Origin of the sequence: Belnapia moabensis DSM 16746 (assembly GCF_000745835.1) — a bacterium.
Lineage (GTDB): Bacteria > Pseudomonadota > Alphaproteobacteria > Acetobacterales > Acetobacteraceae > Belnapia > Belnapia moabensis.
The window spans coordinates 1-12,968 of sequence record NZ_JQKB01000013.1; the positions used below are offsets into that span (position 1 = coordinate 1).

14 protein-coding genes and 1 pseudogene are annotated in these 12,968 nt (G+C 72.2%); 11 read left to right on the forward strand and 4 right to left on the reverse strand.

What is annotated here, in order from left to right:
* Positions 1 to 97 (reverse strand): annotated as a pseudogene (locus EP26_RS34750) (IS5/IS1182 family transposase); the annotation flags it as partial.
* Between the two features lie 423 nt (positions 98 to 520).
* Between EP26_RS34750 and EP26_RS10600 the strand changes: the two are divergent.
* The 9 genes from EP26_RS10600 to terL all read left to right on the forward strand — a co-directional run bounded on the left by EP26_RS10600 (position 521) and on the right by terL (position 10,368).
* A complete protein-coding gene (locus tag EP26_RS10600; protein WP_052389034.1) occupies positions 521 to 1,612 on the forward strand; it encodes a portal protein in 1,092 nt (363 codons plus the stop codon).
* Positions 1,613 to 1,619: 7 nt separating this feature from the next.
* Positions 1,620 to 2,336 (forward strand): capsid assembly protein, encoded by a 717-nt coding sequence (locus tag EP26_RS10605; RefSeq protein WP_043338444.1) that lies wholly within the window; start codon positions 1,620 to 1,622, stop codon positions 2,334 to 2,336.
* A gap of 145 nt (positions 2,337 to 2,481) precedes the next feature.
* Positions 2,482 to 3,315, forward strand: coding sequence for a phage capsid protein (locus EP26_RS10610; protein WP_043338445.1), 834 nt, complete (start codon positions 2,482 to 2,484; stop codon positions 3,313 to 3,315).
* 72 nt (positions 3,316 to 3,387) lie between these two features.
* A complete protein-coding gene (locus EP26_RS10615) occupies positions 3,388 to 3,957 on the forward strand; it encodes a hypothetical protein (protein ID WP_043338447.1) in 570 nt (189 codons plus the stop codon).
* Positions 3,958 to 3,959: 2 nt separating this feature from the next.
* Entirely contained in the window at positions 3,960 to 5,840 is a 1,881-nt protein-coding gene (locus EP26_RS10620; protein WP_043338449.1) for a hypothetical protein, read from the forward strand.
* Positions 5,840 to 6,301, forward strand: a complete 462-nt coding sequence (locus tag EP26_RS10625; RefSeq protein ID WP_211259417.1) for a hypothetical protein — start codon at positions 5,840 to 5,842, stop codon at positions 6,299 to 6,301. The genes EP26_RS10620 and EP26_RS10625 overlap by 1 nt, the downstream gene beginning before the upstream one ends.
* A 9-nt stretch (positions 6,302 to 6,310) precedes the next feature.
* A complete protein-coding gene (locus EP26_RS10630; RefSeq protein WP_043338450.1) occupies positions 6,311 to 8,644 on the forward strand; it encodes a hydrolase in 2,334 nt (777 codons plus the stop codon).
* 4 nt (positions 8,645 to 8,648) lie between these two features.
* Complete coding sequence (locus EP26_RS10635) at positions 8,649 to 8,954, forward strand: hypothetical protein (protein ID WP_043338451.1); 306 nt, start codon at positions 8,649 to 8,651, stop codon at positions 8,952 to 8,954.
* Positions 8,932 to 10,368, forward strand: a complete 1,437-nt coding sequence (gene terL, locus EP26_RS10640) for a phage terminase large subunit (RefSeq protein WP_043338452.1) — start codon at positions 8,932 to 8,934, stop codon at positions 10,366 to 10,368. The genes EP26_RS10635 and terL overlap by 23 nt, the downstream gene beginning before the upstream one ends.
* Here the strand turns inward: terL and EP26_RS10645 are convergent.
* A complete protein-coding gene (locus EP26_RS10645) occupies positions 10,365 to 10,589 on the reverse strand; it encodes a hypothetical protein (RefSeq protein ID WP_043338592.1) in 225 nt (74 codons plus the stop codon). The two genes, terL and EP26_RS10645, sit on opposite strands and share 4 nt — an antisense overlap.
* 80 nt (positions 10,590 to 10,669) lie before the next feature.
* Here EP26_RS10645 and EP26_RS34755 point away from each other — a divergent pair, with 80 nt between their 5' ends.
* Positions 10,670 to 10,987 (forward strand): hypothetical protein, encoded by a 318-nt coding sequence (locus EP26_RS34755; protein WP_052213746.1) that lies wholly within the window; start codon positions 10,670 to 10,672, stop codon positions 10,985 to 10,987.
* Positions 10,984 to 11,412 (forward strand): cell wall hydrolase, encoded by a 429-nt coding sequence (locus EP26_RS10655; protein WP_052389035.1) that lies wholly within the window; start codon positions 10,984 to 10,986, stop codon positions 11,410 to 11,412. Before EP26_RS34755 ends, EP26_RS10655 begins: the two co-directional genes overlap by 4 nt.
* A gap of 7 nt (positions 11,413 to 11,419) precedes the next feature.
* On the opposite strand, the gene EP26_RS31840 is transcribed toward EP26_RS10655, so the two are convergent.
* Both EP26_RS31840 and EP26_RS10665 read right to left on the reverse strand, forming a co-directional pair.
* Complete coding sequence (locus EP26_RS31840; protein WP_052389036.1) at positions 11,420 to 12,013, reverse strand: helix-turn-helix domain-containing protein; 594 nt, start codon at positions 12,011 to 12,013, stop codon at positions 11,420 to 11,422.
* Positions 12,013 to 12,897, reverse strand: coding sequence for a S1C family serine protease (locus EP26_RS10665; protein ID WP_043338453.1), 885 nt, complete (start codon positions 12,895 to 12,897; stop codon positions 12,013 to 12,015). The genes EP26_RS31840 and EP26_RS10665 overlap by 1 nt, the downstream gene beginning before the upstream one ends.
* Between the last annotated feature and the right edge of the window lie 71 nt (positions 12,898 to 12,968).

Genomic DNA, 12,968 nt, shown 5'->3' on the forward strand with positions numbered 1-12,968 from the left:
GATCGAGCCAGATCGTTAGCGAGCCGCGTCGCTTGAGCCCGTCGCTGTAGGCAGGCCAGTTCCTGGTCTTGTAAGTCGGCGGTGTCGGTCTGCTCATGCCGTCCAGCTATCACGCTGGATTCACGAGATGAATCCCCCTCAGGCCATTTGTGCAACAGAGCCTAGCAACATCAAAATCGCAACTGTTATTACCACAGGCCAAGGCCTACGACTTCCTCGAGGCTTTGCACGCATGACCGTTCACGCTCCTGCTCAAACTGCCGGTACCGATTCTGACCGGTGCTGTCCGTCCAGCGCAAGCCGCACTAGTATAACATCAAGGCTCATACCTCACAGGTCGTCGCCGATACGGCGCCGTTTCAATGCGAAAATGGCTTGCGAAACTGCAGGCACACACAGCCAAGCGTCGATAAAGTTCTGAAGGCACCACCTATCGAGACGCCCAGACGGCAGGCTTGTCGGAGGTTCAGGGCGATACAGTCTCAGGGGGGCCATCTAACGCTCCAACTTCGCCGTCGAGATGCACCAGGCCTTCGTCGAGCTGGTCGTTACCGGCACCGGCGTCCTGCTGGTGGAGGAGGCCCCGCTCGGCGAGCCCTCCGCCTTCCGCTTCGCCGCGCTGCCGCTGCGGAGCGCGGTGCTGGAGGAAGGGCCGGACGGCCGGCTCGACACCATCTACCGCCAGGCGCGGCTGACGCCGGGCCAGCTGCGTGCCCGCTTCCCCGGGGCGCCGCCCGAGCTGGAGCGCGCGGGCAGCGATGCGACGCCGCTGCAGCTGCTCGAGGCGCTCTGGTCCGAGCGCGGCGGCACCGGCTACGCCGCCATCCTCACCGCCGATCCCGGTCGGCCGCTGCTGCTGGCCGAGGGGCGCTTTCACGAGAGCCCATGCATCGCCTTCCGCTGGCTGAAGGTGCCGGGCGAGCTCTACGGCCGCGGCCCGGTGATGAAGGCGCTGCCCGATATCCGTACCGCCAACAAGGTGGTGGAGCTCGTCCTCAAGAATGCCTCGATCGCCGCCACCGGCATCTGGCAGGCTGAGGATGACGGCGTGCTGAACCCGGCGACGGTGAAGCTCGTCCCCGGCGCCATCATCCCCCGCGCGCCGGGCAGCAGCGGCCTCACCCCGCTCGCGGCGCCTGGCAATTTCGACGTCTCGCAGCTGGTCCTGCAGGACCTCCGCACCCGCATCCGCGGTGCCCTGCTCGCCGATCGGCTCGGCGCGATGCAGGCCGGCACGATGACGGCGACCGAGGTGCTGGAGCGCAGCGCGCAGACCGCGCGGCTGCTCGGCGCCACCTATGGCCGCCTGCAGACCGAGCTGCTGACGCCGCTCGTCACCCGCTGCCTCGGCATTCTCGGCCGGCGCGGCGAAATCCCGCCAGTCCTGCTCGACGGGCGCGAGGTGGCGCTGCGCTACGAGAGCCCGCTCGCCCGCATCCAGGGCCGGGCCGATGCGGCGAACACGCTGCTCTTCCTCCAGGCGGTCGGCCAACTCGGCGGCGAGGCCGCCCGGCAGGTCGATGCCGCGGCGGCGACCCGCTGGCTGGCTCGCACCCTCGGTGCCCCCGCCGAGGTGCTGGTGCCCGCTTCAACCCTCTCCAACCGGGAGTGACCCGAACATGCCCGAGGATCTGTTGCAGCCCGACGGCCCCACGCCGCGCCCCGCCGATGTGCCGGAGAAATTCTGGGATGCCGAGACCGGCACGCTGCGCACCGAGGCGCTGCTGAAATCCTACCGCGAGCTGGAGCGCCGCCTCTCCCAGCGCGCCGCCCTGCCCGGCGCGGATGCGGCGCCGGAGGATGTCCTGCGCTTCCGCCAGGCGATGGGCATCCCCGACTCGCCCGACGGCTATGAGATCACGTCGCCGCACGACCTCTGCTGCGCCGATGCCGAGGTGAACAGCCGGCTGCATGCCGCTCACTTCACCCCCGGCCAGGCTCAGCTGGTCTACGACCTCGCCGCCGAACGCCTGCTGCCGCTGATCGCCGAGGCCGCCGCCGAGTTCGAGGCCAATCGCCAGCGCGAGAAGCTCGCCGCGCATTTCGGCGGCGAGGAGCGCTTCAAGGCCATGGCCGCGCAGCTCTCCGCCTGGGGCCGCGCGAAGCTGCCGGCGCCGGTCTATGCCGCGCTCTCCTCCACCGCCGAGGGCGTGCTCGCGCTCGAGCGGATGATGCAGGGCGGCGAGCCCGGCCTCTCCCGCGAAGGCATGACGCCGCCTGGCGAGAGCGAGGCCGAGCTGCGCGCCATGATGCGCGACCCGCGCTACTGGCGGACGCGCGAGCCGGCCTTCGTCACCCGCGTGACCGAGGGCTTCCGCCGCCTCGTCGGCCAGTAAGGCCCCATCCCCTTTCCCGCCGCGAACAACCCCGCCCGCATCCAGCGGGCGGAGCCGCGGCGTGCCATGCCGCGGCGGTCCTGCAAGCGGGACAAACCGCCGCGCCACGGCGTCACCCCCAAGACCTCCAGCCGAAGGGCAGACCATGTCCAGCTCCATCGACCAGGCTTTCGTCAAGCAGTACCAGGCCGAGGTTCAGGAAGCTTTCCAGCGCCAGGGCAGCAAGCTGCGCCCGCTCGTGCGCAGCAAGTCCGAGGTGCGCGGCGCTTCCACCATCTTCCAGAAGGTTGGCCGCGGCACCGCCGCCGCCAAGGCGCGCAACGGCGTCGTGCCGATGATGAACATCGACCACACCAATGTCGAGTGCTTCCTGCAGGACTACTACGCCGGCGACTGGGTCGACCGGATGGACGAGCTCAAGACCAACATCGACGAGCGCGCGGTGGTGGCGAATGCCGGCGCCTACGCCCTCGGCCGCAAGACCGACGAGCTGATCATCTCCGCCCTCGATTCCGCCACCAACGAGGCGGTCGGCACGAACACCGGCGAGACCGACAACGACGGCATGACGCGCGCCAAGGTGCTGCTCGCCTTCCAGGCGCTCGGCAATGCGGACGTGCCGGATGACGGCAACCGCTTCGCCGTCGTCGGCTGGAAGCAGTGGAGCGAGCTGCTGACCATCCAGGAATTCGCCAACACCCAGTATATGGGTCCGGACGAACTGCCCTGGAAAGGCACGCAGGCGAAGCGCTGGCTCGGCGCCATCTGGATGCCGCATAGCGGCCTGACCAAGAACGGCGCGCTGCGCTACTGCTACTTCTTCCACAAGACTGCGATCGGCCATGCCTCGGCGGCGGAGATCTCCACCGACATCACCTGGCACGGCGACCGCGCCGCGCATTTCGTCAACACGATGATGAGCCAGGGCGCCGTGCTGGTCGACAACACCGGTGTCGTCCGGATGCGCTGCAAGGAATAACGCAGCCGCCGCCCCACCCCGCGTCCGCGGGGTGGGGCACCCCTTTCCCTCACCGCCGGAGTTCCGTACCCGATGGCCCTCTCCGCCCTCGCGCTCTGCACGCGCGCGCTGTTGAAGATCGGCGCCCAGCCGATCGCCTCGCTCGACGAAGGCACCGCCGAGGCCGAGGTGGCGGCCAACCTCTATGTCGGCACGCGCGATGCACTGCTCTCCTCGCATCCCTGGAGCTTCGCCACCGGCCAGGCCTGCCTGCCGCGCCTGGCGGCGACACCGGTCGCCGACTTCCAGCATGCCTTCCAGTTGCCCGCCGGCTTCCTGCGCGTGCTCTCGGCCGGCGTGCCGGAGAGCGGCCGCGGCCTCGCCTACCGGCTGTTCGAGGACCGGCTGCACTGCAACGCGCCGCAGGTCGTCCTCAGCTATATCTTCCGCCCGGACGAGGCCGCCTTCCCGGCCTTCTTCGCCGCCGCGCTGGCCACGCGCTTGGCCGCCGAATTCTGCATCCCGCTGACCGAGAACACCTCCCGCGCCCAGCTTCTGCTGGCCCAGGCGGATGCCGAGCTGCGCAATGCCCGCCGCGCCGACAGCCAGCAGGCGACGCCGCGCGCCATCGAGGACTTCCCGCTCGTCACCGTGCGGGGCTGAGCATGGGCCAGTCCCGCACGCTGAAGACCAGCTTCACCGCCGGCGAAGTGGCGTCCACGCTGCTCGGCCGGCCCGACCTGCGCGCCTATGCCAATGGTGCGCGACGCCTGCGCAACGTCTTCATCCAGCCGACCGGCGGCGTCACGCGCCGGCCCGGCCTCCGCCACGTGGCGATGCTGCCGGGCGCCGCGCGGCTCATCGCCTTCGAGTTCAACACCGAGCAGGCCTATCTGCTGGTGCTGACCGGCGGGCTGCTCCAAGTCTTCATCGACGACGGGCTGGTGGCGCAGTTCTCCGCGCCCTGGACCGCGGCGATGCTGCCGCAGCTCGCCTTCACCCAGAGCGCCGACACGCTGCTGGTCTGCCACCCCGACCTGCCGCCGCAGTGCGTCACGCGCACAAGCCATGTGGCCTGGACGATCGCGCCCTGGTCCTTCCTGCGCGAGCCCTTCCACCGCTTCGCCGCGCCCGAGGTCACGCTGACGCCGAGCGGCACGACGGGTGCCATCACCCTCACCGCCTCCGCCGCCGTCTTCGCGGCCGGCCATGCGGGCGTCCGCTTCCGCCTCGGCGGCAAGCGGCTGGTGATCGGCAGCGTCGTCTCGCCGACCCAGGCGAATGCGGTCGTGGAAGAGACCCTCGCCGGCACCCCGGCGACGACGGATTGGGATGAAGCCGCCTTCTCGCCCGTGCATGGCTGGCCGGTGACGCTCTGCTTCCACCAGGACCGGCTGGTGCTCGGCGGCTCGCGCGACATGCCGAACCGCCTCTGGCTCTCCTGCACCGGCGACCTGTTCAACTTCGACCCCGGCACCGGGCTCGACGACCAGGCGATCGAGTTCAGCCTCGTCTCCGACCAGGTGAACGCCATCCGTGCCGTCTTCTCCGGACAGCACCTCCAGGTCTTCACCTCGGGCACGGAATGGATGGTGAGCGGCGCGCCGCTGACGCCGGGCAGCATCCAGCTCGACCGGCAGACACGCGTAGGCTCGATCACGGCGCGCATGGTGCCGCCGGTCGATGTCGACGGTTCCACCATCTTCGCCAGCCGCAGCGGGCGGGGGATCTTCGAGTTCACCTACACCGACCTGCAGCAGCTCTACCAGGCGAACGATCTCGGCCTCGTCGCGCAGCACCTGATCCGCGACCCCGTCTCCATGTGCTACGACCAGCGCCGCCGGCTGCTGCATGTAGCGATGGCCGATGGCAGCCTCTCGACGCTGACGCTCTACCGCGCCGAGCAGGTCATTGCCTGGACGCGGCAGGAGACGGCCGGCACCTTCCTGGCGCTTGCCGAGATCGGCGGCACGGTCTGGGTCGCGGTGCGGCGGGCCGGCAGCATCCGGCTCGAGCGCTTCGACGATGCGCTCGGCCTCGACGCGGCGCTGACCGGAGCCACGCCAGCGCCGCAGGACAACTGGTCCGGCCTCGCCCATCTCGAGGGCCAGCCGGTCGGCGTCGTCGCCGATGGCGCACCGCGCGAGCCGGCGGTGGTGCAGGCCGGCAGCGTCACCATCCACCCGCCCTCGACGAGCGTGCAAATCGGCCTCGCCTTCACCCATGTGATCGAGCCGCTGCCGCCCGACCTCTCCACCGCGATCGGCGCCCGCGCGGCGCCGATCCGCCTCGTCGCCGTCACCTTCCGCCTGCTGGAGACGACGGCGCTCGCCGTCGATCTCGGCCGCGGCACGCAGCCGGTGCCATTCCGCCGGCTCGACACGCCGATGCTCGACGCAGCCCCCGCGCCCTTCACCGGCGATGTGCGGCTGCGCGCCCTCGGCTGGCGCAGCGATGCGATGCGGCCGCTCTGGCGCATCGAGGACGACACGCCTCTGCCGATGACGCTGCTTTCCGTCACCACCGATACGAGGATGACCGACTGATGGGCGCACTCACCTCGATCGCCACCGTGCTCGGCGCCGGTGCGACGGTCTACGGCCAGGTCCGCCAGGCCCAGGCGCAGAACGCCGCCAACAAGGCCCAGGTGCAGATCAATGCGACGCAGGAGGCGGCGCAGCAGCAGGTGCTGCTGGCCCAGGCGCAGGAGGCGGCGCTGCAACGGCAGACGGCGCTCGCGCGCACCGTCGCCTCCGCCCGCGCGCGCCTCGCCGCGGCCGGCGTCTCGCCCGACAGCGGGTCGGCCGCCGCCGTGACCGGCGGCCTCGCCAGCGAGGCGGCAGCGGCCCAGGGCGCGGACGAGGCGACCTTGCGCGCCCGCCTCGCCGATGGCCGCAGCAGCCTCTTGAACCCGGACGGCACGGTGACGGCGCTGCTGGGCGCTGGCCGCGGCATCGCCGGCATCGGCCGCGGCTTCGGCGGCATCGCCAGGACCCTGTTGGATTAGGAGCGCAGCATGGACGACCATATCAGGATCGGCGACGTCGCGCCGCGCGTGCAGTACCGTGCGGATGGCGTGCTGACCGGCTTCACCTATCCCTTCCCGATCTTCGCACCGACGGATCTCGAGGTGCGGCTGGACGGCGTTCCGCAGGCCGGCGGCTTTGTTGTCACCAATGCCGGTGCCAGCGAGGGCGGCAGCGTCGTCTTCTACGCGCCGCCGCGCGCCGGCACCCAGGTCACGCTCCGCCGCAACATGGTGGTGGCGCGCACCACGGATTTCCAGGCGAACGGCATCCTCCGCGCCCGCACGCTGAACGACGAGCTGGACTACCAGGTCGCCGTGCTGCAGGAGGTGAAGGACGGCCTCGGCAACGCGCTGCATCTCGACCCGTCGGAGAGCGGCTCGACGGCGTTGCCGCTGCGCGGCGCGCGCGCCAACCGGCTGCTCGGCTTCGACAGCCTCGGCAACATCGCGACCTTCGGCCGCGACGAGGGGCTGCTGACCATCGGCTTCCCCGGCGGCGTGCCGCGCACGGTGGAGGACAAGCTTTCCGAGCGCCTCACCGCGCGCGACTTCGGCGCGACCGGCGACGGCACGACGGATGACGGCCCCGCGCTCCAGGCGGCGATGACGGCGGCGGCGGCGAGCGGCAAGCTGCTCGAGATCGGCGAGGGCATCTTCCGCACCAGCATGGCGCTGACGCTGCCGGGCGCCGCCGCCGGCCTCGTCATGCGCGGCAGCATTCTCTATGCAGGCCCCGCCGGCCTGCCGGCGCTGACACTGGGCGATGGCGGCACGGCCAACAACCAGGGCAAGCTTTACAGCGGCCTCGCCGTGCTCCGCGCCGTGCAAAGCGACTGGTCGGACGAGGGCGATGTCGGCATCCTGATCCGCAACCTCGATGCCGGCACCGTCGATATCCGCCGGGCCGAGCGTTTCACCATCGGTGTGCAGCTGGTGGGCGACGGACGCGGCTGCGAGGACAGCGACCTGCGCTATGGCCGCCTGATCGACAACCGCATCGGCCTCGACCTGCGCACGCTGACGGCGAGCGGCTGGATGAATTCGCTGCGCCACCAGGGCGGGCATTTCGCCTGCTCCAGCGCGACCAATCCGACGCAGCCGCGCTTCGGCGTGCGGCTCTCCGCCGCGGCCGGCGCCTACAGGCTGCACAACACGCATCTCTTCACCGGCCCGGCCTTCGAGCTGCAGCGCCAGGGCACGCCGGGCGCGGTGGATGCCATCCCCTTCCTCGTCGAGGTCGACGGCCGCTGCCTGGTGGCGACGGGCGTGCGGATGGAAGCCTGCTCCCCCTATGTCGCCCGCCACACCGGCGGCTTCAGCGATGCGCGCTACGAGGTCTCCTATGTCGGCACCTACGGCTTCCTCGGTTGCTCCGTGCAGTACCAGGGCGCCTCGCGGGCCGGTGGGACGGTGGTGCCGATGCACCAGGCCGTGGCCGCCATCGCCGCGCCGCGGCTGGTGGCGGGCGCGGAGAACCTGCGGACGCTCGCCTTTCGCCAGGGCATCTCCGTCAGCGATGGCATCGGCTTCGACCAGCTGGCGGTGCTGTCCGGCAACCCCTCCGGCCCGCCCTCGACCCTGAACGGCTTCTGCTTCCCAGGCCTCAACGCCTTCACCCTCAACGCCGACGACGTGACCATCCCCACCTCGCGGGCGCTGGCCTACATCGTCGATTGCAGCCATTGCAAGGAGTTCTTCATCGCCGCCGAGGGCATCGGCCTGCGGCCTATGGTGATGCAGTTCGACGCCGCGGAGAATGTGCTCGGCGCCGGCAGCCCCGTGCTCTTCTCCAACATGAACACGCTGATGCAGGGCACGCCCTCCTACTGGTGGGAGGGCAATGCCGATCTCGACAGCCTCACCGGCGGCTTCGCGCTCAACAAGCTGCAGCGGGTGACGCTGAGCGCCGATGCGCAATACGCCGCCATCGGCATTCGCGGCAGCTCGGCCAGCGCGGTGCTGCGCTCGCTCCGCCTCTACACCTCGGCGCTGCACGCGCCGCGGGTGCTGTTCGGCGGCTCGCGCGCCTGGGGCAAGCGCGAGTACACGGTGAGCGACACTGGCTGGACCATCCCGGCGCTGGCCGCCGGCGCCACCGCGACCTATGACGTGACGCTTCCCGGCGTGCGGCAGGGCGATTTCGTTCGCGCCGGCTTCGCCCAGTCGGCCGGCTTCCAGAACGGCGGCGTCGTCTTCCACGCCTCGGTCGGCGGCACGGCGGGCAGCAACCAGGTGCGCGTCACGGCGCAGAATGTGAGCGGCAGCTCGATCACCCTCGGCGCCGGCACGCTCTTCGTCCGCGCCGTCAAGCCGCGGGTCTGAGCGCATGGCCGCCAAACGCAGGCTTCGCATCTCAGGCGACTTCGCCGGCGCCGTGGCGCTGGTCTTTGCCGACTACCGCCGCTTCGTCGCCCTCTGCCTCGAGGAACCGGACGAGGCCATGGTGAAGGCCTTCGCCGCCCGCCACACCGCCGGCCGCACGGCCCTCGCCCATGCCGAGCAGCTGCTGAAGCTCGCCGCAGATGCTGGCGAGGAGGCGCAGCAGGACGCCATCGCCGAGGTTCTCGCCGAATGGCGCCGCCTCATGCCAACCCTGCCGGAGGAGGAGGATGACGCAAGCGCCGGACGTTGACTTCCTCGAATTCGCCTGGATCTGGAACGCCGTCCAGAACCAGGGCATGCCGGCGCCGCACCGGCGCATCGCCCGCTGGCTCCAGGCCCGCTGGGAGTGCGACGACCGGCGCCTTCTGCTGATGGCCTTCCGCGGCTGCGGCAAGTCCACGCTGGTCGGGCTGTTCTGCGCCTGGCGCCTGCTGCGGGCGCCGGACACGCGCATCCTGGTCCTCGCCGCCGACCAGGTGCTGGCGGCGAAGATGGTCGCCCAGGTGCGCCGCATCCTGGAACGCCATCCGCTCTGCCGGCAGCTCCTGCCGGAACGCGCGGAGAGCTGGGCGGCGGACCGCTTCACCGTTTCCCGCAAGGCGGTGCTGCGGGACCCGTCGATGCTCGCCCAGGGCATCGGCGGCAACATCACCGGCGCGCGGGCCGACCTCATCATCTGCGACGATGTCGAGGTCGCCGGTAATTGCGACACGGCGGGCAAGCGCGAGGAGCTGCGCGAACGGCTCGGCGAGTGCGAGTTCGTCCTCGTCCCGGGGGGAGGCATCCTCTATGTCGGCACGCCGCATTGCGCCGAGACGCTCTACCTGCCGCCGGAGGAGCCCGCCGCCTTCCTCCGCGGCTACCGGCGCCTCGCCCTGCCCCTGCTCGATGCCGAAGGCCGCAGCGCTTGGCCCGAGCGCTTCACGCCGACCTCGGTCGCCGCACTCCGCGACCGCGTCGGCCCGCTGCACTTCGCCCGGCAGATGCTGCTCCAGCCGGTGGCGGAGGCGGCGCTCCGGCTCGATCCGGCCCTCCTCATCCGCTACGGGGAGGAGCCGGACTACCGCGAGGCCGGCGGCCGCGCCCAACTCTCGCTGCTGGGCCGGCGGCTGGCCTCGGGCGGCGGCTTCTGGGACCCGGCCTATGGCCGCCCCGGGGCCGGCGATGCCTCGGTGCTGGCCGCAACCTATGCGGACGGCGAGGGCAACCACTACCTCCATCGCCTCGCCTACCTCACGCATGACCCGGACAGCCAGGTCGACCCCGCGACCCAGCAATGCCGGGCCGTGGCGCGGCTGGCGCGGGAGCTGCTGCTGCCGGTGATCCGGGTGGAGACGAACGGCCTCGGCCGCTTCCTCCCCGCCCTGCTCCGCCGGGCGCTGGCGGAGGCGGGGGCGCCCTGCACGGTGATCGAGCATGCCAGCCGCCGCGCCAAGGCGGAACGCATCCTCGCCGCCCTGGAGCCGGCGCTCGCCGCCCGCCGCCTGCATGCCCACGAGTCGGTGTTCCGCACGCCCTTCCCGGGCGAGATGGCCGCCTGGCGGCCGGACGCACCCGGCCAGCGGGACGACGCCCTCGACGCCCTGGCCGGCTGCCTGCTCGCAGAGCCGGTCCGCCTGCCCGCCGCCATGCCTGCCCCGCGCCAGCCCGCCTGGCGCGGCTAACCGGCCTTCTTCAGCCGCAGAATCTCCCCGGCATGCCGCTCCCGCCCCGCCGGGGTCAGCTCGTACCGCCCATCCGCCCTGAGCCTCGCCAGCCCCATGCCCTGGAGCCGTTCCAGGCATGGCCCGTCCTTCAGCCCATCGGGCCGTCCGCCTCCGCCCACCAGCACCAGCCGGTGGAGCGCCGCGCGGCAGCAGGTCTCGAGATAGGGCTCGTTCCAGATCGTCACTGTTCCATCGCGTCCCGGTACCGCCCGAGGGTGGTCGCACCGGCACGCCGCTTCAAGGAGGCATGTGAGCCGCGATGTCAATCGAACCCACCTGGTGGATCAGCGCAGTGGAGGCGCCGATCGCCGCCGCCCTGTTCTGGATGCTCCACGGCCTGCGGAAGGACCTGCACGACCGCATCGACCGCACCACGGAGCGGGAGAGCGGCGAGGTCCGCCGCACCCGCGACGAGCTCGCCGACTTCAAGCTGGAGGTGGCGCGCAGCTACGTCCCGCTCTCGCTCATTCGGGACGTGGACCGCCGCCTCTCCCAGCACCTGCTGCGCATCGAGGAGAAGCTGGAGGCAGCCGGCACGCTCCGCCTGCGCGACCGCCTCGGGGGAGACGAGCCATGAGCGCCGAGGTCCTGGCCCTCACCCTCCGCGCCGAGGCCGGCAGCCGCTCCGTCCGCGCCATCGAGGCGCTCGCCGCCCTGGTGGTGAACCGCGCCTGCCTGGCTGCCGAGGCCCCGGCGCTGCGCACCCGCTTCGCCCCCGGCCTCCGCGCCGGGGCAGGTTGGGCCGCGCTGCTGGCCGAAGCCTGCCGCGCCCCCTTCCTCTTCCGCTGCTGGCAGCCCGGCCGGCTGCGCGCCGAGGCGCCGGCCGATGCGGCGATGGAGGTCTGCCGCCGCATCGCCGCCCGCGCCATGGGCGGCGCCCTGCAGGACCCGACCGAGGGCGCGACGCACTGGCACGACGGCGCCTCGCTCCCCGGCTGGGCGATCGGCCAGGTGCCGACCGCCGAGATCGGCGGCCTGGTCTTCTACCGCCTGCCCGGCTGAGCCCGCGTTACAGCAGGACAAGCCCCGCCCGCGCGCCGCGCGCCACCGCATCCGCCCGGCTCGCGGCGCCGAGCTTCTGCAATACGGCGGCCACATGCGCCTTCGCCGTATGGAAGGAGAGACCGAGCCGCCGAGCGATCACCTTGTTGGAGGCCCCGGCGGCCAGCAGGTCCAGCACCTCGCGCTCGCGCCGGGTCAGCCCCGCCTCGACCGCCGCCGGCGCCGGCACCCGGCCGACGAGGCCGGCAAGCTGCGCCGGCGGCAGCACCGCCAGCCCACGCGCGATGGCCGGCAGCGCGGCCGCCAGCAGGGCAGGGGCCGCATCCGGCGGCAGCACCGCCCGCGCCCCGGCGCGGAGCGCGGCCAGCGCCGTCGCCCCCTCGGCCAGCACCAGGGTCGGCGGCCCCTCGGGCTCCACCGCCGGCAGTTCGGTGACGACCACCGCCGCCGTCGCCGGCTCCTCCACCAGGCGGATACCGGGCAGGTCGGCCAGCCGCGCGGCGATATCGGCATCGGCGGCATGCACCGCGACGGAAGGCAGGCTCGCCGGACGCCGCGGCGGCGTCCCATGCGAAGGCCGTTCGAGTAGGATAGCAGCCATCACGCAGCAGCCCTTTCACCGATCCGCAGCGTTACCCGTCGCTGCTCCCCGCCCCGGAGCAGGTCGAGCACCACCTCGGTGCCGACGCTCTCCGGGTCGAGCCGTGCCAGCATCTCCCGCACTGACCCGAGCGGCACCCCGTCCCAGGCCGCCAGCACGTCGCCCAGCATCAGCCCGGCCTGGCCCGCCGGGCTCTTCGGGTCGATGCCGACGACGATGAGCCCGCGCAGCCCCTCCGCCCGCACCGGCTGCAAGGCGAGGCCGACATAGCCCCGCGCCACACGCCCATGACGTTGAATGTGCCCGACCGAGCGGGCGATGGTTTCGGCCGGAATGGCGAGCGCCCGCCGCCTTGGTCCGGGGACGGCCATGCCGACCAGCCGCCCGGCATGGTCGAGCACCGCCCCGCCCTCGCAGGCCGGGTCGAGCCGGAGCCCGAGCTGGATTCGCCGCTCCAGCCGCCCGCCGCGCATCGAGCGCCAGGGCCCCGCCACCTGCGCCGCCGCGCCGTAGGCGACCAGCGGCCCATGCTCGTCCCGCCCGATGGCGATCACCAGATGCCCCGCCGCCAGCGCCTCGGCCGGCGCCGTCTCAAGCCCCGGCAGCGGCCCCGTCTCGGCCCGCAGCAGGGCGACATCCGTGCCGGGATCGCGCCCGATGAGGCTCGCCGTCACCTCCCGCCCGTCCGGCAGGGTCAGGGTCAGCTCGTCGTCGCGCTCCAGCGCCTCCTCGGCGGTGACGACCAGCCCCTCGGCCCAGAGCAGGCCGGACCGCGCCCGCCCGTCGCGGCCATGCACCGCGACGGTACGGGCAGCCCCCAGCGCGCCGAGGCTGGCGAGCCGGTCGGAGAAGGCGGCGAGGGCGGGAATCAGGGCGTCGCTCATGATGCTTAATGTGTGCATGCCCTGGCCTCGGCGCCATGGCCCGAATGGGCGGGCCGCGGATAACCGCCGGC